Below are 18687 nucleotides of genomic sequence, written 5' to 3'. Positions count from 1 at the left end.
TCATGAACAGCACGGCGGACAAGACAACGGAAGCGACGACTGACACCGAGCCCCGTATCTTCGACCTGGCGGACAGTGATGTGCGGGAGCTCAACAGCGAGCTGCACGCCCCCACGTCGAACAGCTATGTGGTGCGCAACCCCCGCGGTGCCCACGCCGTGGCAGCCGGAGTGCACGACGACATCGAGGTGCGGATCGAGGACGACGTCGGCTACTTCTGCGCAGGTATGAACCAGCGGGCCCATATCAGGGTCGAGGGCTCGGCCGGGCCCGGCGTGGCCGAGAACATGATGTCCGGCTCCGTATGGGTCACCGACGACGCCTCTCAGTCCGCCGGTGCCACCGCGCACGGTGGGCTGCTGGTGATCGAGGGCAACGCCTCCACCCGGTGTGGGATTTCGCTCAAGGGAGCGGACATCGTGGTGCACGGGAACATCGGAGCCATGAGCGCGTTCATGGCTCAGGCCGGCCGGATCGTGGTCTGCGGCAACGCCGCCGATGGGCTCGGCGACTCGATCTACGAGGCACGGATCTACATCCGCGGCACCGTGGGCGAACTCGGCGCGGACTGCATCGAGAAGGAGATGCGCTCGGAGCACCGGGACGAACTGGCCGAACTGCTGCGCCAGTCGGGCAAGGCGGACGAGGCGGGGGACGAGGCGTACTTGAGCGGCTTCCGGCGCTACGGTTCGGGCCGGACCCTGTACCACTTCAATAGCGACCAGTCGGGGAGTTACTGATGCGCAGCCCAGAGGACCGTGGCCTCCGTGAATCCGCCACGTACGACCGTTTCCACATCGCGGCGATCCAACACGCCGCTGAGACCGGGGTCTACGACATTCGCGGCTGGGGAGCAAAGCGGAAGGTCCCGCACTTCGACGACCTACTCTTCCTCGGTTCGTCGATGTCCCGCTACCCGCTGGAGGGCTACCGCGAGCGGTGCGACACGGACGTGCCCCTGGGCGGGCACCACGGGGCGAAGCCTGTGCACCTGTCCACCCCCATCACGATCGCAGGGATGAGCTTCGGCGCACTGTCCGGCCAGGCCAAGGAGGCCCTGGGCCGTGGGGCCAGCGAGGTCGGCACCTCCACCACCACCGGTGACGGCGGAATGACGGAGGAGGAGCGCGGCCACTCGGACAAGCTCGTCTACCAGCTGCTGCCGAGCCGGTATGGGGTCAACCCGGACCACCTGCGTTCGGCGGACGCAGTCGAGGTGGTCCTGGGCCAGGGCGCCAAGCCGGGCGGCGGGGGCATGCTGCTGGGCCAGAAGATCTCCGAGCGGGTGGCCGGCATGCGTACCCTTCCGGCGGGCATCGACCAGCGCAGTGCATGCCGTCATCCGGACTGGACCGGCCCAGATGACCTGACCATCAAAATCCACGAGCTGCGAGAGATCACGGACTGGAAGGTACCGGTCTACGTCAAGATCGGCGCCTCGCGGCCGTACTACGACACCAAGCTGGCGGTGGCTGCCGGCGCGGACGTGATCGTCCTGGACGGCATGCAGGGCGGGACCGCCGCCACGCAGGAGGTGTTCATTGAGCACGTCGGCATCCCGATCCTCGCCGCCCTGCCCCAAGCGGTGCAGGCGCTGCAAGAACTCGGGCTGCACCGGAAGGTGCAACTGACGGCCTCGGGCGGCATCCGCAACGGAGCGGACGTGGCCAAGGCGCTGGCCCTAGGTGCGGACGCCGTGTCGATCGGCACTGCGGCCCTGATCGCCCTGGGGGACAACGACCCGAAGTATGCCGACGAATACGAGGAGATCGGCTCCGCCGCCGGCTACTACGATGATTTCCAGGACGGACGTGACCCCACCGGCATCAGCACGCAGGACCCGAAGCTGTCCGCGCGGCTGGATCCCGTGGCGGCGGGCAAGCGGCTGGCGAACTACTTGCGCGTGCTCACGCTCGAGGCTCAGACCCTCGCGCGTGCCTGCGGCAAGTCGCACCTGCTGCACCTAGAGCCGGAAGACATGGTGGCACTGACCATCGAGGCCTCGGCGATGTCCCGGATCCCGCTGGCAGGCACGTCCTGGGTGCCCGGGGCCGGGAACCACCAGTTCGACTGAAGTCACAGGCGGCCGAGCAGGTCAGGCGATCAGGTCCGCCACAAGGTCGTCCGAACGGCGCTGCCCGGCCACATTTCTTATGCCGCCGGTGGCCAGCAACTCGTCCGCGCCGGTGAAGCGGGGCGCGGACCTCCGCGGGCGCGCGGTGGACCGACTGGGCCAGGTTCTCATCCACTCGCTGCCGGTCGCGCCCGGTCGCATCCGCTCTGTTCAGGCGCGTCTCGACGGCGTCTGCGGCCAGCAGGTGTTGGAACTTGCCCTGGGGGCGGGGCAGGGCCCAAGCCTCGAGCGGCAGTAGCCATCGGACCTCGGCGCGTGTCCGCCGCGGCCACAGTGTTCGAGGCGACCACGTAGAGCTCGTCGTACTAGTCCAAGGACACGAAGTCTGACCGGTAACGGCTAGGCCCGGGTGGGCATCGTTCCCTTCCCGGTCGAACAGGGAGGGTCCTCCCACGACGACGGCCCGCCCGGCCCGCGCGGCCGTGACTAATCACTGCCCGGCCGCCAGGACGAAGAGCGGCGTGGCGGCGTGGTTGCGAGGCCGGCCGGTGAACGGGGCACTGCCGCGCAGGATGTCCGTCAGTTGGGCCAGGTCGTCGGGGGAGCGCTGGGCAGCGCCCTGGTCGGTGCGCAGTGCCTGGCGGACGCCCGACTTGACTCATTCCTACTGCCCGGATTTTCGGGCAAGGTTCTGATGATTTCCTTGGCTTCGGCTGCGGAGATGATGGCGATGGGGCCGCTGATCTCGACCAACCCCTTCCGGAGAGGGTGGAGCGTCTTGATGATCCGCCACAGGCTCCCGGTGGCCAGTTGGAGGTGCCGGGCCACGGACATTGATTTGCGACCTGCTCAGGCGCCCAACCTCGCGCGTCAATACCTGGCGTCGACAGATGCTTGTTCTCGGCCCGCGCGTAGACCTGAACTCGGTCATCACGCCCGCGTCGAGCGCGACGCTGGCGTATCTCAGAACCCCTGACCAAGGCGTCGTCCGGGCAGCAACGATCTGAGCGGGGACGGAACGATCAGGATGGACGGCGAAGGCCGCCGAGGAGCAGATCGGCAGCAGAGTGCAGCGCGGCCGGCGGCACGCCGTCGAGCAGATGCGTGGAGACTCCGAGAACGAAGGAGTGCACCAGAACTGCCGACACCGCGGGGTCGAGGTCCGCGCGAAGGGCGCCGGCGTCCACACCTCGACGGATGCATGCCTCGACGCCCACCCGGTCCTGCGCACGACGTGCCGAGACGACGCGACGGGCGGCGATGTCATCGTCACCGCCCGCGCCGACGGTCCCGCCCGGGCGCCCCGGTTGGTGCCGTCCCCGAAGCTCAACAGCAATTCGTCCCTAGCCAGGCAGACCATGGCAAGCTGGGATTCGCTCCCGTCGGCGGGCCGGAAGTCGGCATCGGCAAACACCGGGTCATCGGCCTCGGTGGATCGATAGGTCTCCACGACAGTTGCCTCCCCGCCCAGGCCGGAGCGGAGGCGCTCAAGGAAGGACTCCCAGGGGACGACCAGATTATCCACGGCACACCCCAGAGTGCCCTCTGGCCATCGTCTTGCTGTTCATGAGGTCCCGTTACCTTTACGGGTTCCCTGCACATTTCCTGCAGTCGAGGGTCCGCCGTGTCGACTCAGGCGCCAACCCATGCCGCGCGCTTGCTTCACAAGGACGCGACCGCTTGTCTCCGCTCTCAGGCCCAGCGGGCGACGGCGCGATGTCAGGAGTGGCCTGCAGGGAACATGGTGACAGCAGCCCTGTCCGTGAGGGGCCCCCTTGCGGCAGGCATCAGCAACTGGCTGGCGCTTCCTCGTCATGCCACCCACTCGCGTCTCGCATGACTGGTCCGTCCCCAGGAACCGATTGATTCTCAGTAGTCAGCGTGCGGCGGGTCGTCCCGAGTATTCCGTTCGTTCGTGAACAACAGGGCCCCCAGGCATACTGCCGCGATGGCTGCCAGAAGGATGAGTAACCAATCCTGAACGGCCAAGGCGAAGATCAACATCCCCAACACCCCGGCAGCGCCAAGGCTGCAGACCAGGCGGGATCTTTCCCGCACCGTCATGTCCTAAATCTTCTTCATCCTGCACATCGTCCCATACGAGTAGTCCCACCCACAGGACGCGACCGGGCAGATCGCAGCATGAGCCCGAGCCCGTCCGCGAGGGGATCCACTTGCAGACGGCCCCAGCGCAGCGTGCTCATCCTCTCTTGTGTATCTGTGCATCAGGAGGGATGTGGGACACGCTTCCCAGTACGGTGCTGGCAGAATCGGCTCATGCCGTGGAACCCTCCTGCGATGTCCGAGGCCGAAGAAGTTCCGCACCCGCACCTAGGCCCGTATCGCCGTCGGGCGGGGCGCATTACGGCCCCCGATGGATCCACCGGGCTGATCTATATCAATGTCAGTGTGATCTGCACCCGGCTCGGCGGCCACCTGTGGTGGCGACGCTGGTCGGCACCCCAGGAGTTCGTGATGCTCTTCGTGGACTGCCCCGACGGACTGTTCGATGATGCCTGGCTGGATGGGGAAGATCTGATGTCGGAGATCGACACGTGGCAGCGCGGGGAGTTCCACGGGCACCCCTACCGAGATGACGAGCCGACGTGGTACCGGCTGGAATGGCTCAACGACGAGGAGTCGGCCCGTGTTCGCGCCGAATTCGACAGTGAATGAGCCGGAGCTGCTTGGGCACAGCGCGACTCCTTGCTCGACAGGGTGGGCCGCCACCTAGCTTCAGAGGAATATGGCCGTTCGCGCCCGGGCGTGTCCGTTTGGTTATCCGCACTAGCACAGGGCAGGGCGCCCGGTGGTTGACTAACTCGGCCCCAAACCGACCTGACCAAGAAGCAGTTATGCCAGTCTTGGGGTGAGCCCCCCGATCAAGGAGTCCGAGGATGTTTGAGGGTATGAGCGCGTTTCCTCTCACCCCCTTTGTCGCACGTCATGTTGGTACGGCACTGGCCGGCGCGGCAGGTCTGGTCCTGGGCGTCGGTCTCGGGGCGATCGGTGCCGTACGTCGAAACCGTCCCGTGCATTCGGTGGGCGCGGTCGTCCCCGGCGCCCTCGTCATCAACACCCCTGGCACCACCGGCTCCGACCTCTTCGACACCGCGGCGCACACACCCCTGATCGCCCGGCTGTCCCGGTCCGCGTCCTGGCCCGTGGCGCTGCCCGACGTCATCGGGCTCGCGCTGCGGATCCCCGGCGGCGGATCTAGTGGGAGGCCGGCAGATCTGCTGTTCTCCTCCACCGGCACTGGCCGGCATACGCGGTACGTCTTACGGTTCCACACCGCCGCGACCGACGGCCCGTTGACCACCATGTTCCCCCTGACCGGACCCGCAGGGAACATCGTCTTCCGACTGGATCCCGAGGCGGGGGACTGCTACCGACTGTCCTACTCCCGAAACTCGGGACCATGGCAGGGCCTGGGCCGAGTATCGCTGGAGTCACCTCCCGAGCCACCCCAACGCTCGAGCCACCCTGCCGGCGCCGACGACCCCGGGCTGAGATTCCGGCCCATCGCACACCCACCGATCGGACTGGCCATGCCCACATGGCAACGTGCGGCCCGCGCCCCCGCCTACAGCATCGCCCGATACGTCTGGCACTCCTGATTCGAGTCCAGCGGCCGGGCGCCGTAAGCCGTTCCCTTATCGGGAGATTTCGGCTGAGCCTCGATCCGCGCGAGCCAGGGCAGTAGCCCGATCGGGCCCAGCCTGGGCCTAGGAGCCGCGCCGTACCCACACCCCGTCATTGACTTTCCAGTATGGTAACTGATTCACTTGTTGCTATGGAAAATGACTTTGACTCCGGACCAGCTGTTCGACCCTCCAGCACGCAGGCGCAACAGCTCCTACGTGACCTGGAGTCCGACCGGGCGGCCTTGGCCGAGCGGCTCACAGCTCCCGGGTGGCTCTACCCGCTCTTCGCACTGATCGTCGCCGGCTACGTGGCCACACCCGCCCTTCGATCCAGCGAGCCACGCAATGCGGTCGTGGGAATCCTCATCGCCGGCACCATCGTCTTGCTGCTCGCCTATCATCGACTGTCCGGAGTGCGCGTTCGACGAATAGGTGTCCGGGGTGGCGCGCTCCTCGCAGGCCTGCTCGTGATGACTCTCTTGTTGCTGAGCACGTCCTACGGCCTGGTGGCGTCACTTAGTGCGTGGTGGGTGCTGGCGCCAGCGGCAGTGTGTTTCGTGGTGGTGCTGATCGGCGGCCGATGGTTCGACCGCCTGTACCGAGAGGACCTAGGTCATGGTCGCTGAGGCTGCCTTCGACGACACCATTCATGCCCCCCTCCGGCTACGCATCTGCGGGGTTCTTCGCCACCTCGACGAGATCGACTTCGCGGTACTGCGCGACACCCTCGGCGCCACCGACGCCACTTTGTCCAAGCACCTGAGAGTGCTCCTCGACGCCGGTTACATAGCGATGACCAAGAGCCCGTCACCGACCCGCCCCGATGCGCGCCGACTCACCTGGATCAGACAGACACGGACCGGCAGGCAAGCCTTCGACGCTCACATGGAAGAACTCCGGCGCATCGCGGTCGGGCTTTCCGATACATCAGCCGACCCCCAGTGAAGCCGGCCTGCCGTCTGGAGATGGCCCGGGCAAGGAAGGGACAGCCCGTTAGGAACCTGCCGGCTGGTGAACTCGACCGCGGCAGGCGCACCGGGTTTCTGCGCGAGAGCCGCGTCCGGTCCTGCCTGGCTACGCAGAGTTGATCCTCACCTCAACGACAACGCGTATATCGATGATTCATCGGCTACTGGGACACCAGCTACGGCGCGCCGATAGCCGACCCTCAAGCGGTATGGAGCGGATGCATCGTCACTCGTCGCCACCCTCAATGCTGCGGAAGTGGAAGATGATTGCGCCAACAGCGGCTCCGAATGGGAGCCCGATGCCGATACCCAGCCCGATGTTGTCCAGCAGAAGAAGCCCCACAACGATACCGGCCAAGAGCCCGAAGGGTATCCCGAGAGCCACGCTCGCCGCCAAACGGCTGTCCGCCGATTCGTCGTTCTCCTCGTCTCTGCCCACCTGGCAGAGGTTATCTGCGAGCAGCCACGGACATGAAATTACGTGCCGCAGGGCCTCGGCTGTGCCAGCAGCGTTACTCCACCCACCGCTGAAGGCGACATCCCCGCCGTTCCGGTTGAGGGTCCTGCAGCGGGACGCGTCAGCCAGCCGCCGGCCCTTGCGAATACCCGCGTCAACGCAAAGGTCAACCCATCTCTTGCCATCGGTGGCACCTCGAATCCAGCAACGGTCGAATCGTGCCCACGATGGGAACGACATCCCGCATCTAATCTTGTTGGATGGACGACCTGAAGTTCTCGATCGATGACGAGCTGTTCCGCGTGAGTCAGAGGCGGCAACCCACCGGAATGATGAGCTATGAATTCGCTTGGCTGAACGGACCGGACAACGGCAATTACTGCTTCACCGTGGGCTTCTCGGTCGCTTGGTCGGACCCCAGGGCACAAAGGACACCGGAGCAGCTGATGGATTCAGCACGTGGTTTTATCGAAGGGTTCTATGTACCTGGTGGCATCGGGGAGGAGGACTTTCCCGACCACATTCCAGCTCGCACCCGCGGGATGGGCGATAAATAGACGATCCCCCTACGAGCCGTGGGGCACTGTTCCGTTGACTGCACCTTGTGTTGGTCCGCGTGAGGCACTGGAGCGGCGGCGGTAAACTCCGGTCATGGGGGACGCTCGAGTATCTGAAGCACATCACCGACGCCCGTCTGGAACACCGCGCGTGGTCGGAGAGATGCGGCGTTGGCATGCTTGCCTGCTGCTGACCTGTTCGGCGGTGGGGTGCCTGGCCGGGGTTCTGTCCCCCACGCTGTGGGTCAACTGGTCGGGCGTGCCTTGGGCAGTCGTAGCGGCCTTTCCAGTTGTGACCTTGGCGGGTTCGGTGATCCTGGCCAGCCTGACCGGTCAGCTTGGTTCCGGCCTGCTACTCCTGGTCGGAGCCGTTGGGGTGAGCGTGCCGTTGCTGATGCTGAGTTGGTTCACCGTGGGGCCCAGCGCCCTGGTGGGGTTGTGGCTGCTCGGGGCCAGCCTATTGCCCTGGTCCGATCGGCGATCGCGCGCTGCGGTGGTGCGATCCGGTGCTCTCGTTCTGGTCGCCGGCTTGGGCCAGATAGCGGCGTGGTGGTTCGTCCCCGCCGCCCCGGAAACCGCAGCGGTCGTCCTCAACGTCCTGATTGTCGGCTTCCTCGTGTGGCAGGCCCTGCGCTGGGCCCCGGGGGCTGGGACGGCAGCTCACCACAGCATCTAGCCGATCCATACCCAGCTCACCGAGTCAAAGCCGTTCACGAGTCCGAGGTGTGAGCGTCAATCCGCGTCGCGCAGAACGATCCCTGCGGCACGCCAGTCCATGGAAGAACGAAGGACCGCTGGCGTCACCGGATGTCGCTCGTCTTGCGGGAGGGGTGAATATACCCCTCGACGTACGCCGTCGAGAAGCGATCCGGCACCGTCCGACGATGACGTTGCGCCCTGTCTCCGGGAGGCCTCTCAGGGTGCCTGGTTGAGGATGAAAAGGAGAATCGGGAGGTCCAGCATGAAGTGAATCGTGAACGCCCAAAAGAACCCTCTAGTTTCCAGGATGGACTTCGAGAGGACGAACCCCAGGATCGTCGACATGATGGCGCCCAAGAGCCCGTTCGGTGCAGCTCCCCAGTAGTGGACTACGCCGAACACCAACGACCCCATAACCAGCCCGTAGACGCAGGAGTTCGTCTCGTTGGCACCCATCGTGACGTAGGGAAGCCTGAAGATCGCCTCCTCCGTGAACGCGTTCATCGCCGCGAACGGGATGACCAGCAGCACGTGAATCCACGTGAAGGTGAACCCGCCCGGGAGGAACTGGAATAAGGTCACCAGCCCGACGATCGCGACCATGATGAGCCCGAGGAACCACCCGTCGGACTCCCACCTTCCTCCCGCCGAGTTCGCGAAGAAGGGGCGCATCGCACCGGTGCGATTCATATTGAGGTAACGGAGGCGTACATTCTGGGCGAACACGAAGGTGAGCAACAGGGCTAGGCCGGCCACGAGGAGGGCGCTGAGCTGATAGTTCAGCATCCCGTTCACAAAGGCGCTCTCGAACAGGCTGAACCCGAACAGCGGCGTGTCCACAACGGCGGACAGCAGGGCGATGGGGGCGAACATGGCGATGGAGAAGACGGTCAGCTTCACGACTTGCTTGATCCGACCGGCAGGCTCCTGCTCCTGCATGGCTTCCACCGCATCCTCCGCTCCGGCGCGCTCTCTTCGACTGAGTCGAACGTACTAGAATCAGTACATGCGTACAAACCACCAGCTCGATGGCAGACGACCAGAAACCCTCGGAGGCCGCGCCAGGCGCGAACAGATCGAGCACGCAGCCGCCGAAGTCCTCGCCGACGTCGGCTACGCCGCCGCGACCGTCGCGCAGATCGCGCAACGGGCCGGGGTGAGCAAAGGAGTCATCACCTACCACTTCGCGAGCAAGGACGAGATCCTGCGACGGGTCGCGCTCCGCCTGTTCCAGGAATGCGCGGCGCACGTCGCCGCATGCACCACGGCAGCGGCGACGCCGGCCGCCCGGCTGCGCGCGAGGATCACCGGCGAGTTGGACTTCTTCTCCTCACGCCGTGTCGAGTTCCGCGCGATGACGGAAGTCATGGCCAACCACCGCGACGCAACCTTCGTCCGAGCCTTCACCGATGCCTCCGCCGTGGAGATCGAGGCCCTCGAGGACCTCCTGGCGCAGGGTCAAGCGGTGGGCCAGTTCCGGGCGTTCGACACCGAGGAGGTCGCCCATGCGATCAGTGCCGCGACGTACGGCGTCCTGGACAGATGGGCGGACGACGAGACATTCGATCTCATATCGGCGTCGGCGACGTTGTGGGACTTCGTCGAGAGCGCCGTGTCCGCCCGCGCTGAGGAACCGCCTCGTGAGTGACGTCTAGATCGCAGGCCGACGCTGCGACGCGCTGGCCCGCACGGGCGTTGACACCGCCCAGCGAGTCCTCGTCCAGGTACCCAGTGCCGCCTGAGCAGCTACTACTACCGGCACGTCGGTCGGCCACCTTGGCCCGCGCCGACTTCCCTCGGCGCCCACACTGTCCGGCCTGGGATCCACTTGTGACACAGCCGCTGCGGCAGTTATGAGCACCAAGCCCCACCCTGGTCATGGTTCCTCTAGCGGTACACCCCGAGTCAGCTCGTTAGCCCCCATCCAACACAGGGCGAACGGGTCCTTGACGTCAAAGTGGTGCCCTGATCTCGTTCTAAGCGCGACTGCGCACTATGGGTTCAGGGTAAATGAACACCTCCTGGACCTCTCTACGTGCGGAAACAACGCGTTACTCTTCGGGCATGTCCCGATTCGCCAAAGGCCTCATCGTTTTCTGGGTTATCTACGCCCTGCTCGCGGCAATTGGCTGGGTGACGGGAGTAATCGACGGCGTCCTCGCCGTCCTGTTTATTGGCTCGGCCGCCTGCGGCATCATGGTAGGAATCTCCAACGCACGTGCCAAGAAACGATCCAGGAGCGCGAGAACGGTGACCGAAGCCCCCGAGTGACTCATCTTTCCCGCCTCAGTCACTCACGGTGGTGTGTCTCGCTTCGTATTGCCATGCCCACAAGCGATTCGTATGGCCATCCCCAGCCGGTGATATGAGGCAGGATGGCGTGATGACGAGCGATGAAGCCGACCGGAGTAGACCAACCGACGGGCAAGGTAGCCGGGACGGAGGCTCGCGTTGGCGCAGTCCTGGCAGGGTCGCTCTCGTCGCAGCCCTGGCCGTGACCGTCCTGTTCTTCCTGCTCCAGCTTGGATGGTCGTACCTCGGGGACGGGAGTATCGCCGCCGACAGCCTCCTCAGCAGAGCGGTCGGAGCCATCATCTTCGGGGTGCTGGGTTTCCTGTCCCTCTTGACGACGGCTACTAAGCACTTGCATAGTTGTGTGCGTTGAACGGTCGTGAACTATGACACAGTTTGGGCCGTTGATCCGACTGTTTTTTGTCCGGCATCGCGTTGTGGGATCAAGTAGTCAAAGTACGGCCATCTCTCAATTCGTTGGCGGCGGCCGACCTGTCGTGGGGAGTGTATGGCACCCTCTTCTTCACGAAGCGCTTGCCAAGGAGGAACACATGCTCGAGCTTTCCCGCCCAACACGACGGCTCACTGTTCGAGCCTTTTACTGGAGGTATCGGCCCGTCGTTTCACCTGGCGGATGATGGGAAATGAGGTCCTCCGCCGGTTACGCGGTGGACCATCGTAGATCCCAGTATCGAGTTCTTTATCAATAGTTGAGGACACGCCTATGCAACCGTCAGACGTCCTTGTGATCGCCGCCAACTTCGCCGGTCGCGACGCCGCCCGAGAAGACTCTGGCGAGCTTCGACAACTCACTTCGAATCCGCCCAACCACCGCGGACCAACCGGAGGTCTCTCCTGAGCATCGGTATTCAGGGTCAGCCATTACGGACACCCTCGAACTCCGGGCCCATGCCACTTGCCACCGACATCCGTTCCAACAACAAGCATCCATGCATTAACTGACCATGAAATGGGACAAAATCATGACTGTTGCGCAACCCATCGACCCAGAAATCCTTCCCTTCGCCAGCGAGTTCGCCGCGCAGATGAGCGAACCAGGCCTGTCGGTCCATGAATCACGTGCACGCTACGCTGAACTGCTCACGCAACAGGGAGATCCCGAAACCCCTGTCGCTACCAAAGACATGGAGATCCCGACCCGACACGGGTCCGTAGGGGCACGCCTCTACACTCCGAAGGACCCCCGTCCCGCCCTGCTCGTGTACATGCACGGGGGCGGATTCGTGGTGGGCGGCCTCGACAGTCTCGAGGTTCCACTCCACGCCTTGAGTCACGATGCGGGCGTCTCCGTTCTCTCGCTTGACTACGCCCTCGCCCCCGAGAACATGTACCCCATCGCCTTGGAACAATGCCAGGATGCTCTTTTGTGGGTGGAGCAGAACCGGAAGGAGTTGGGTGGAACCAGGCACCTGGCAGTAGGGGGCGATTCCGCCGGGGGAAACATCGCCGCCATGCTTGCACACTGGGCCCGGGACAACAACGCCGCCCAGCTGGACTGGCAAGTGTTGATCAACCCCGTGCTCGACTTCCCAGCAGTGGATGCAGCGGGCACAGAGTCACATGGGCTCTACGGGGACAGTCCCATGCTCAATACGGAAGCCATGAAGGGCTTTAACCAGTTGTACTTCAAAGACGAGAAAGCCAAGATCGGCGCCAGCCCGCTGCTGAGTGATGACCTCTCAGGCCTGCCTCCGGCCTTCATTGCCGCAGCCGAATGCGACGCCCTCAGAGACGATTCGATCGCCTACGCCAAGAAACTCGCCGACCACGGTACTCCCGCAGACCTGACCGTCTATGAAGGCATGACCCATAACTTCCTCGTTCTCACCCACGCCAGCCGTACATCGCGGAAGTTCCTCTCCGACTTGATCGAAGCCACGACCGCTTGGGCTCGGACGTAGTTCCTGCCCGTGCCCACGCAGTTCGCCGAAGCGATCAAGGACGACGGTCCCGGGATGTGATCATCGCGAAGCACCCCTCTTGTCTACAAGTACACTGATGGATCGGCGGGGTTTTCCGATTTCACATAACCTTCGTGCATCGGACGCCCGAGTGGGTCAACGGTCGGCCAAGTAGCCAGGGCGGGGGACCGGCGGCCGTCATTCCCGCAGAACCACCAGTTGGTCGGGTGGGGCAGCCCAGATCCCCCTGCGCTGCCCAGGCCGGGAGGTCAGGTCCAAGTCGTCCTGCCGACGTCACCGTGGAGTGTGGTGGACAGTTCGCTCACTGTGTACAGCCAGTCCTGGTACCGCAGGTCCACGGCGACGTGGTTCTCCAGATCAACGATCGCGTGGCCGCTCCCGATGGGGCCGACGAATTCTAGCCGGACGGTGGCCTCGATTTGCTCGGGGGCCGAAAGCCTGTTCATGGACGTAGTATGAGCCGAGATGCTCGGGGCGGTATCATTCATGGTCACTCCATTCCGGTCGTCGTCGCCATCATGCCCCGGATGCCTGCGCCGGAGAGGTGTCCCCCTACGGAATCGCACCGGAGGTCCCTGTCTATGTCTTGGAGTCGCACCGGTGGGGCCCCTTGGGCCTGCTGTTACTTTTTTACGGCGCGAAGCTGAGCGGTGACGGAACCTTCTGCGTTGGGATTGCTTCCGAGTAGGCGGACCAATCCGGTTTTTCGAGGTGTTTGGAAGGAGCCCTCCGGCTCGTCATTCATCTCCGCAAACACTTCAACCCGGCGTCCGTGGGCGTGCTCATCCACCCACCGGAGCACTTCGGCGACATCCTTGGCGTCCGTCAGCGCGTAGGCGTCGAGGCTCCACGCCCGGCCACGCGCTGGCTTCTGCCAGAAGTTCACCCTATAGAGAGGCGAGTCGACGGATTCTCGCGGCTCAGCATGAACTGTTGGGATTTCGCGCATTCCCCGACGCTACTCCGCTCGGCCCAGGTGCCGCCTCTTTGCGCTAGAAACGTCCGGACAAGGATCCCTTATCGACACAGGCTTCGATGCGCCCGGCTGTTGTTTCGCGGGTTGGGTTCTGGCGTTCCGTTGGGTGATGCGATGACGCCTCCAAGGAGCGTTGTTTCTCAAGAGAGTCGGCGCGTGAGTGTCAGGATCGGGGATCTTCCCAAACAAGATGGATGAAGGGTGGACAATGGGTCCGCTCGCATCGAGGGGGATCACGTGGCGATGGGCATCCGGGCGCGGGAAACGCATCCATGAGAGCGAGTGAGGGACCGAGCGCCCAGCCGTCATCGTCTGAATCCGACCATGCCGTCTTCACCCGGTTCTATCGGGAGACGTATTGGCGGGCCTATGCCTTTACGCGGCGTCGCGTCGATGGTGACGACGCCGCCCGGGATGTGGTGGCCGATGCCTATCGTGTGGTGTGGCAAAAGCGAGAGGTAGCGCTTAAGCGTGGGCTTCCTCACATGCGGACAATGGAGCAAGTTTGAGTCGGTCGTGGGCCTAGCTCAGCGAGACGGTACCAAGAAGACTCTTCCTGGCACTGCACCTTGCGAACAGCTCTCAATCACAGGCGGGCGGCCCTGAAGTATCGGCAGTCGTGCTGGTGAAAGCGGCCGCCGGAGCAACGGGGCTGGCATAGGGAACCGGAGGGGCAGGGGGCCTTGGTGGACTCCATCCCCTCACTCCCTCGCACCGTCTCGAAAGGACACTCCGCCATGAATACCACTCCCACTAACCCGGACGCCACTACCCCGGACGCCACCACGTCGGCTCGGCCGCCGATCGTGCATCCCTCGGGTCACTACAACATGCCGGCCGTGCATGACCAGGGTGCAGTGCACTCCGCGCAGGTGGCATACGACAACGAGAAGAAGAATCCGACCATTGCCTACTTGCTGTGGTGGTTCACAGGGATATTTGGAGGCCACCGCTTCTACACCGGAGACATCGGCATGGCGCTGGGCATGTTGTTCACCCTCGGTGGGCTGGGCATCTGGGCAGTGATCGACGTGTTCCTCATCGGCAACCGGGTAAAGGAACTCAACCGGGCTGAATGGTCTCGCATAGCCGCCCACTACGGCGTCCGTGCCTGACGTGTCCGAAGCCATACCTCTCGTTCCCGAAGCTCAGCCCACGCGGCGCAGACAGATCCACTGGCTGGCCTACTCGATTGTGGGAGTCCTATTCCTGATCATCGGAATCGGCATCGGATCCACCAGCAGCGGCGGGACCGACGAGGAGGCTCCTCAGGCATGCCTGGATTACATCGACACCTCCACCGAATTGATCGGCGTGACCGGTGACGTCATCTCCACCCAGAGCGAAGTCATCGGCATCGCCTCTGACGTTATGAGCAACCCCTTCGGCAGTCACCAGGGCAGTATCTCCCGTGTGACGACCCTGACGTCCGAGATCGAGGACAGCACCCGAGATCTCGAGGCGCTAGCTCCGGAGATTCTCATCCAAACCGTAGGGTGTCAGGGCTAATTGCCTCACAATTTAGTTTGGGCAGGGAGGCCGCTACCGGTTGCCCTGCCCAAACGCTGTGCAGTGCTCTCATAGCCCCCTGGGCAGCGAGAGTCGGTCCCCGGATCTTTTAGATTGTGCGTGGACTGTTTCCGGCCTGGCGTTTGTTTATGCGACCTGCAGGAATCTGCTGGGCAACGAGTACCAACGTCATGCACGGGAGTCCGCCTTGCTGGACCGTCTTGCCCTGGCTTCAGCCCGATCCGGAGACCACGGGCAGATGGACCTGATCCACGAGCTGCGCCGGCTCCCACCGGACCAGCGCGAGGTGCTGTACCTGACCTATTGGGAAGACCTATCCGCCGGGGAGATCGCCCAGGTTCTGGAAATCAGTGTCGAGGCCGTCTGGAAGCGACTGTCCCGGGCACGGACCCTACTGCGTGACCTGCTCGACCAAAGTGAATCCACGTCCGCCGCTGCTGCGCCCACGCCGACGACCCAAGGACTGTCATGACTCTTGACGACCGCCTCCGGACCCTCAACCCCGTCCCGATGGCACCAGAGGATCGCCCCCTGGATGACCGGGCAGAAGCAGACCTGGCCGCCTTGCTGGCCGGCGAGACCGCCACCGAATCCAATGATCGACCCGTAGAAACCCATCCCGGTGGCGCACCCCGCCGGTTGCGCCGCCCCTCGATCGGCCGTCCGGGGTCGGGGCGGCCCCGGTGGGTGCTTCCGGCCGCCGCCGCGGCAGTGGCCGTGGCGATCAGCCTCGGCGTAGGGGTCTACGCATCCCATCAGGCCTACGAGAGGGCTGTGCTGGTCTCGACCCAGAGCCTGGCCCGACCCCTGACCATGGACCGCCCGGGTCAAGCCGATGACGAGCCGACCGGATCAGCCGATGCCACCTCGACGGCTGACGTTCCCGAGACCAAGGCCGACGTGGTGGCCCTGGCCCGCCAGGCAGGACACTCCGCCGAGCCACCTCGGTCGCTGCGCGATCTGGAGGTGACGCACTGGGAGCTGGGGACGATGTGGGATGGCTCTGAACGGGAGATCACCCCGGACATCACCCTGCCGAAGACCTACCGGACCAGCGCCGAACCCGGGGACATTGTCCGCCAGGTCATCACCGCCGGCACCCCAATTGACGCCGACGGCCGGCCCCTGGACCCCGAGGCACGGAACCTGAAGGGCGAGGACCTCAAGCCCGGTGAGACCGTGACCCACGAATACTCGGAAGCGGACTACGCCGGGATGTTCCCCGAACCGCCGCCGGTCACCGGCGACGCAATGCGCACGTACCTGACTGCCCTCCGGGACACCAACCTGGCAGCCGTCGCCGACGGTGACCGGGGCCTCTTGCAGATTGCCGGGATGATGCTCATGCACTGGAGTCTGACACCGGAGGCCAACGACGCCCTGCTGGAAGCCCTAACCACCGAACCTGGCATCGAATACCTCGGACAGACCACCGACCGGCGCGGCAACCATTCCTACGCGCTCGGACTTGAGACCGAGGATGACGGAACCTACCGCACCAGCCTTCTCGTGCACGCAAACACCGGCCAGATCACCGGCTACGAAGAGGCCTACCTCGCCGGTCCTCAGCATGGTGAACCGCATTTCCCGGTCCCTTCAGCCCTCCGCTACATCCAACTCCACGACCGCTGAACCCCGACCACCTGGGACCTACCACTGAGGTGAGGCCATCGAACTAGCTGCCGAGCCGTTCGGGCGACGGTCGCGGCGCCATCAGCAGCCGAAGCCGCCAGGTCCTCTGGCTGGTTTCACGACCAACTCGCGAAGACTGCCCGGCTAGGGATCTCCTCACGGGCCGGGACAAGGGCGGCGGTAGGCTCCAGCCATGGGGGACGCTCGAGTATCTGAAACGCATCACCGACTCCCGCCGACAACGGCGCGCGCAGTGGAAGTGATGCGGCGTTGGCATGCCTGCCTGCTGCTGGCCTGTTCCGCGGTGGGGAGCCTGGCCGGGGTGCTCGCCCCGACGTTATGGGTCAACTGGACGGGGTGGCCCTGGCCGGTTGTGACGATCTGTCTAATGGTGGCGTTACTGGGTTCGGTGATCCTGGCCGGGTTGACTGGTCAACTCGCTTCTGGCCTGCTGCTCTTGGTTGGGGCCGTCGGGGTGAGCGTGCCGTTGCTGATGTTGACGTGGTTTGTCGTGGGGCCCAGCACCTTGGTCGGGTTGTGGCTGCTCGGGGCCGGCCTGTTGTCCTGGCCCGAGCGGAGATCGCGCGCTGCGGTGGTGCGATCCGGTGTTCTCGTGCTGGTGGTCGGCCTGGGTCAGTTGTCGACATGGTGGCTGGTGCCCGACGCCCCGGAGGTCGCAGCGGTCGCCCTCAACGTCCTCATTGTCTGCTTCCTCGTGTGGCAGGCCCTGCGCTCGGCTCCGGCACTGAAGGGGCAGCTCGCGGCGACCTGATCCGGCCATTCCATATCCGGCTCAATGGGACAGGGCCGGCCGCGACGGTCCGAGGTCAGCACACCGGTCCGTGGCCCGCATGATGATCCCCTCACGGACAGAGCTGATGCCACCTTGAGGAAACGCGTAGGGAATCCGTAAAGGTAGCGTGGCCTCATGAACAGCAGGACGGTGGCCAGGCGGGACTCCGGGGTATGCCGTGGATGAGCTGGCCGTCCGCTGGGAGTCCCTCCTTACGCGCCTACGCTCCGACCTGGACGGTAGGGCAACAGTCGTGGAGACCTATCGCTCCACCGAAGCCGACCACCCAGTGTTTGCCGATGCCGACTTCCGACCTGCCGACGGGAGCGAACCCCGGCTTGCGCTGGTCTGCCTCATTGGGGACGAATTGCTGCTGAGCTTCGGGGACGGCGCCAACCAGTGGGAACTGGACTGGGACGAAGACTCCCTCGCGATGATCGAACGAATCGCCGAGGCGGTCTGTGCCGGTAGATGGACGCAGTACAACGCCCTAGGACGCACGCGCCTGGACGTCGAACTCGACGACGGCACGGTGCTCGATACAACCACCTTGTGGGGTGCAGCCGGACTGATCCCCATGCCCGGTTGGGTCCATCGCGCCCGAAAGCGCCGGCAGGGAACAGAGGACGCCGAGCAGTACCACCAGTTCGTCGCCGACACGTTCCGAACCGCCGCCGTGGCCGAGCTCGGCGACCTGCCCTTCGACATCACCGTCGTCCCGCCGGAGGTCATCCTGGAGACGGCTTCCCCCGGCGGTAACCACTTCCGGATGCGCTCCCGAGGAGACGTCTTTGAGCTGTTCTACCGGCATGACTTCGTCCACATGGACTTCATCATGGACGTTCACGAGGAACTCGCCGAATTCGCCACAGAGGCACTGCGGGAAGTTCGGCGCCTCTGCGACGGGCAAGCGACCATGACGCCAACCCGGACCCGCATCCGCCGTCGCCCCATGTACGAACTCACCACAGCCAGTGGCGATATATGGCCTTTCATCCCCGCGTAGCCGGTCACCGCACCACAGCAAGAGAATGAGCAGCCCCTGGAGCCGGTGAGCTTCCGAGATGGGGGGGGAAGGAAGATCGCGAAGCGATACGCGGCTCCCATCATCCACACGGC

Annotated in this window: 23 protein-coding genes; 17 read left to right on the top strand and 6 right to left on the bottom strand. The window is 64.5% G+C overall.

What is annotated here, in order from left to right; translation table 11 throughout:
- The first annotated feature begins 2 nt into the window (after window positions 1–2).
- Both ABD134_RS05165 and ABD134_RS05160 read left to right on the top strand, forming a co-directional pair.
- Window positions 3–740 carry a GltB/FmdC/FwdC-like GXGXG domain-containing protein gene (locus ABD134_RS05165; RefSeq protein ID WP_344227274.1) on the top strand — a complete coding sequence of 246 codons (738 nt, stop codon included), beginning with the start codon at window positions 3–5 and terminating at the stop codon, window positions 738–740.
- The gene (locus ABD134_RS05160) at window positions 740–2074 is read left to right on the top strand and encodes an FMN-binding glutamate synthase family protein (RefSeq protein WP_344227272.1); all 1335 of its coding nucleotides are present in this window, start codon (window positions 740–742) and stop codon (window positions 2072–2074) included. The genes ABD134_RS05165 and ABD134_RS05160 overlap by 1 nt, the downstream gene beginning before the upstream one ends.
- A 21-nt stretch (window positions 2075–2095) precedes the next feature.
- Here the strand turns inward: ABD134_RS05160 and ABD134_RS05155 are convergent, their stop codons facing one another.
- Both ABD134_RS05155 and ABD134_RS05150 read right to left on the bottom strand, forming a co-directional pair.
- On the bottom strand, window positions 2096–2245 hold the full coding sequence (locus ABD134_RS05155) for a hypothetical protein (protein ID WP_344227270.1): 150 nt from the start codon (window positions 2243–2245) through the stop codon (window positions 2096–2098).
- 851 nt (window positions 2246–3096) lie between these two features.
- Window positions 3097–3291 carry a hypothetical protein gene (locus ABD134_RS05150; protein ID WP_344227269.1) on the bottom strand — a complete coding sequence of 65 codons (195 nt, stop codon included), beginning with the start codon at window positions 3289–3291 and terminating at the stop codon, window positions 3097–3099.
- A 1060-nt stretch (window positions 3292–4351) separates the two neighbouring features.
- On the opposite strand from ABD134_RS05150, the gene ABD134_RS05145 reads away from it, so the two are divergent.
- The 4 genes from ABD134_RS05145 to ABD134_RS05130 all read left to right on the top strand — a co-directional run bounded on the left by ABD134_RS05145 (window position 4352) and on the right by ABD134_RS05130 (window position 6666).
- Window positions 4352–4750, top strand: a complete 399-nt coding sequence (locus ABD134_RS05145) for a hypothetical protein (RefSeq protein WP_344227267.1) — start codon at window positions 4352–4354, stop codon at window positions 4748–4750.
- A gap of 233 nt (window positions 4751–4983) precedes the next feature.
- Window positions 4984–5694 carry a hypothetical protein gene (locus ABD134_RS05140; RefSeq protein ID WP_344227265.1) on the top strand — a complete coding sequence of 237 codons (711 nt, stop codon included), beginning with the start codon at window positions 4984–4986 and terminating at the stop codon, window positions 5692–5694.
- A gap of 176 nt (window positions 5695–5870) precedes the next feature.
- A complete protein-coding gene (locus tag ABD134_RS05135; protein ID WP_344227263.1) occupies window positions 5871–6347 on the top strand; it encodes a hypothetical protein in 477 nt (158 codons plus the stop codon).
- A complete protein-coding gene (locus ABD134_RS05130) occupies window positions 6337–6666 on the top strand; it encodes a transcriptional regulator (RefSeq protein WP_344227261.1) in 330 nt (109 codons plus the stop codon). The genes ABD134_RS05135 and ABD134_RS05130 overlap by 11 nt, the downstream gene beginning before the upstream one ends.
- A gap of 249 nt (window positions 6667–6915) precedes the next feature.
- Here the strand turns inward: ABD134_RS05130 and ABD134_RS05125 are convergent, their stop codons facing one another.
- A complete protein-coding gene (locus ABD134_RS05125) occupies window positions 6916–7128 on the bottom strand; it encodes a glycine zipper domain-containing protein (RefSeq protein ID WP_344227259.1) in 213 nt (70 codons plus the stop codon).
- 278 nt (window positions 7129–7406) lie between these two features.
- On the opposite strand from ABD134_RS05125, the gene ABD134_RS05120 reads away from it, so the two are divergent.
- Both ABD134_RS05120 and ABD134_RS05115 read left to right on the top strand, forming a co-directional pair.
- Entirely contained in the window at window positions 7407–7703 is a 297-nt protein-coding gene (locus tag ABD134_RS05120) for a hypothetical protein (RefSeq protein WP_344227257.1), read from the top strand.
- A gap of 298 nt (window positions 7704–8001) precedes the next feature.
- Window positions 8002–8379 (top strand): hypothetical protein, encoded by a 378-nt coding sequence (locus tag ABD134_RS05115; RefSeq protein WP_344227255.1) that lies wholly within the window; start codon window positions 8002–8004, stop codon window positions 8377–8379.
- Window positions 8380–8618: 239 nt separating this feature from the next.
- Here the strand turns inward: ABD134_RS05115 and ABD134_RS05110 are convergent, their stop codons facing one another.
- A complete protein-coding gene (locus ABD134_RS05110; protein WP_344227713.1) occupies window positions 8619–9341 on the bottom strand; it encodes a CPBP family intramembrane glutamic endopeptidase in 723 nt (240 codons plus the stop codon).
- 67 nt (window positions 9342–9408) lie between these two features.
- Here ABD134_RS05110 and ABD134_RS05105 point away from each other — a divergent pair, with 67 nt between their 5' ends.
- The 3 genes from ABD134_RS05105 to ABD134_RS05095 all read left to right on the top strand — a co-directional run bounded on the left by ABD134_RS05105 (window position 9409) and on the right by ABD134_RS05095 (window position 12616).
- Window positions 9409–10050 (top strand): TetR/AcrR family transcriptional regulator, encoded by a 642-nt coding sequence (locus tag ABD134_RS05105; protein WP_344227253.1) that lies wholly within the window; start codon window positions 9409–9411, stop codon window positions 10048–10050.
- 416 nt (window positions 10051–10466) lie between these two features.
- The gene (locus ABD134_RS05100) at window positions 10467–10673 is read left to right on the top strand and encodes a hypothetical protein (protein WP_344227251.1); all 207 of its coding nucleotides are present in this window, start codon (window positions 10467–10469) and stop codon (window positions 10671–10673) included.
- Between the two features lie 986 nt (window positions 10674–11659).
- Window positions 11660–12616 (top strand): alpha/beta hydrolase, encoded by a 957-nt coding sequence (locus tag ABD134_RS05095; RefSeq protein ID WP_344227249.1) that lies wholly within the window; start codon window positions 11660–11662, stop codon window positions 12614–12616.
- 269 nt (window positions 12617–12885) lie between these two features.
- Here the strand turns inward: ABD134_RS05095 and ABD134_RS05090 are convergent, their stop codons facing one another.
- Window positions 12886–13083: a hypothetical protein gene (locus ABD134_RS05090; protein ID WP_344227247.1), complete on the bottom strand. Its 198-nt coding sequence runs from the start codon at window positions 13081–13083 to the stop codon at window positions 12886–12888.
- Between the two features lie 176 nt (window positions 13084–13259).
- A complete protein-coding gene (locus ABD134_RS05085; RefSeq protein ID WP_344227246.1) occupies window positions 13260–13586 on the bottom strand; it encodes a hypothetical protein in 327 nt (108 codons plus the stop codon).
- A gap of 764 nt (window positions 13587–14350) precedes the next feature.
- On the opposite strand from ABD134_RS05085, the gene ABD134_RS05080 reads away from it, so the two are divergent.
- From ABD134_RS05080 to ABD134_RS05055, 6 genes are all read left to right on the top strand, one after another.
- Window positions 14351–14728, top strand: a complete 378-nt coding sequence (locus ABD134_RS05080; RefSeq protein ID WP_344227244.1) for a TM2 domain-containing protein — start codon at window positions 14351–14353, stop codon at window positions 14726–14728.
- A gap of 1 nt (window position 14729) precedes the next feature.
- On the top strand, window positions 14730–15122 hold the full coding sequence (locus ABD134_RS05075) for a hypothetical protein (protein ID WP_344227242.1): 393 nt from the start codon (window positions 14730–14732) through the stop codon (window positions 15120–15122).
- A 208-nt stretch (window positions 15123–15330) separates the two neighbouring features.
- A complete protein-coding gene (locus ABD134_RS05070; protein ID WP_344227240.1) occupies window positions 15331–15615 on the top strand; it encodes an RNA polymerase sigma factor in 285 nt (94 codons plus the stop codon).
- Window positions 15612–16775, top strand: a complete 1164-nt coding sequence (locus ABD134_RS05065; protein WP_344227238.1) for a hypothetical protein — start codon at window positions 15612–15614, stop codon at window positions 16773–16775. The genes ABD134_RS05070 and ABD134_RS05065 overlap by 4 nt, the downstream gene beginning before the upstream one ends.
- 262 nt (window positions 16776–17037) lie before the next feature.
- Window positions 17038–17547 (top strand): hypothetical protein, encoded by a 510-nt coding sequence (locus ABD134_RS05060; RefSeq protein ID WP_344227237.1) that lies wholly within the window; start codon window positions 17038–17040, stop codon window positions 17545–17547.
- Window positions 17548–17821: 274 nt separating this feature from the next.
- Window positions 17822–18574, top strand: a complete 753-nt coding sequence (locus tag ABD134_RS05055; RefSeq protein ID WP_344227236.1) for a hypothetical protein — start codon at window positions 17822–17824, stop codon at window positions 18572–18574.
- Window positions 18575–18687: the final 113 nt, after the last annotated feature.

The organism is Citricoccus alkalitolerans, assembly GCF_039528175.1.
GTDB lineage: Bacteria > Actinomycetota > Actinomycetes > Actinomycetales > Micrococcaceae > Citricoccus > Citricoccus alkalitolerans.
Note: the sequence above shows the minus strand (reverse complement) of the source record. Positions and strands in the feature narration are given on the sequence as shown.

Bases quoted from the DNA above. Each gene is read 5' to 3' on its own strand.
- ABD134_RS05165 (WP_344227274.1), top strand. From the start codon at position 3: ATGAACAGCACGGCGGACAAGACAACGGAAGCGACGACTGACACCGAG.
- ABD134_RS05160 (WP_344227272.1), top strand. From the start codon at position 740: ATGCGCAGCCCAGAGGACCGTGGCCTCCGTGAATCCGCCACGTACGAC.
- ABD134_RS05155 (WP_344227270.1), bottom strand. From the start codon at position 2,245: ATGAGAACCTGGCCCAGTCGGTCCACCGCGCGCCCGCGGAGGTCCGCG.
- ABD134_RS05145 (WP_344227267.1), top strand. From the start codon at position 4,352: ATGCCGTGGAACCCTCCTGCGATGTCCGAGGCCGAAGAAGTTCCGCAC.
- ABD134_RS05140 (WP_344227265.1), top strand. From the start codon at position 4,984: ATGAGCGCGTTTCCTCTCACCCCCTTTGTCGCACGTCATGTTGGTACG.
- ABD134_RS05135 (WP_344227263.1), top strand. From the start codon at position 5,871: ATGGAAAATGACTTTGACTCCGGACCAGCTGTTCGACCCTCCAGCACG.
- ABD134_RS05130 (WP_344227261.1), top strand. From the start codon at position 6,337: ATGGTCGCTGAGGCTGCCTTCGACGACACCATTCATGCCCCCCTCCGG.
- ABD134_RS05120 (WP_344227257.1), top strand. From the start codon at position 7,407: ATGGACGACCTGAAGTTCTCGATCGATGACGAGCTGTTCCGCGTGAGT.
- ABD134_RS05110 (WP_344227713.1), bottom strand. From the start codon at position 9,341: ATGCAGGAGCAGGAGCCTGCCGGTCGGATCAAGCAAGTCGTGAAGCTG.
- ABD134_RS05105 (WP_344227253.1), top strand. From the start codon at position 9,409: ATGCGTACAAACCACCAGCTCGATGGCAGACGACCAGAAACCCTCGGA.
- ABD134_RS05100 (WP_344227251.1), top strand. From the start codon at position 10,467: ATGTCCCGATTCGCCAAAGGCCTCATCGTTTTCTGGGTTATCTACGCC.
- ABD134_RS05095 (WP_344227249.1), top strand. From the start codon at position 11,660: ATGAAATGGGACAAAATCATGACTGTTGCGCAACCCATCGACCCAGAA.
- ABD134_RS05090 (WP_344227247.1), bottom strand. From the start codon at position 13,083: ATGAACAGGCTTTCGGCCCCCGAGCAAATCGAGGCCACCGTCCGGCTA.
- ABD134_RS05085 (WP_344227246.1), bottom strand. From the start codon at position 13,586: ATGCGCGAAATCCCAACAGTTCATGCTGAGCCGCGAGAATCCGTCGAC.
- ABD134_RS05080 (WP_344227244.1), top strand. From the start codon at position 14,351: ATGAATACCACTCCCACTAACCCGGACGCCACTACCCCGGACGCCACC.
- ABD134_RS05065 (WP_344227238.1), top strand. From the start codon at position 15,612: ATGACTCTTGACGACCGCCTCCGGACCCTCAACCCCGTCCCGATGGCA.
- ABD134_RS05060 (WP_344227237.1), top strand. From the start codon at position 17,038: ATGCGGCGTTGGCATGCCTGCCTGCTGCTGGCCTGTTCCGCGGTGGGG.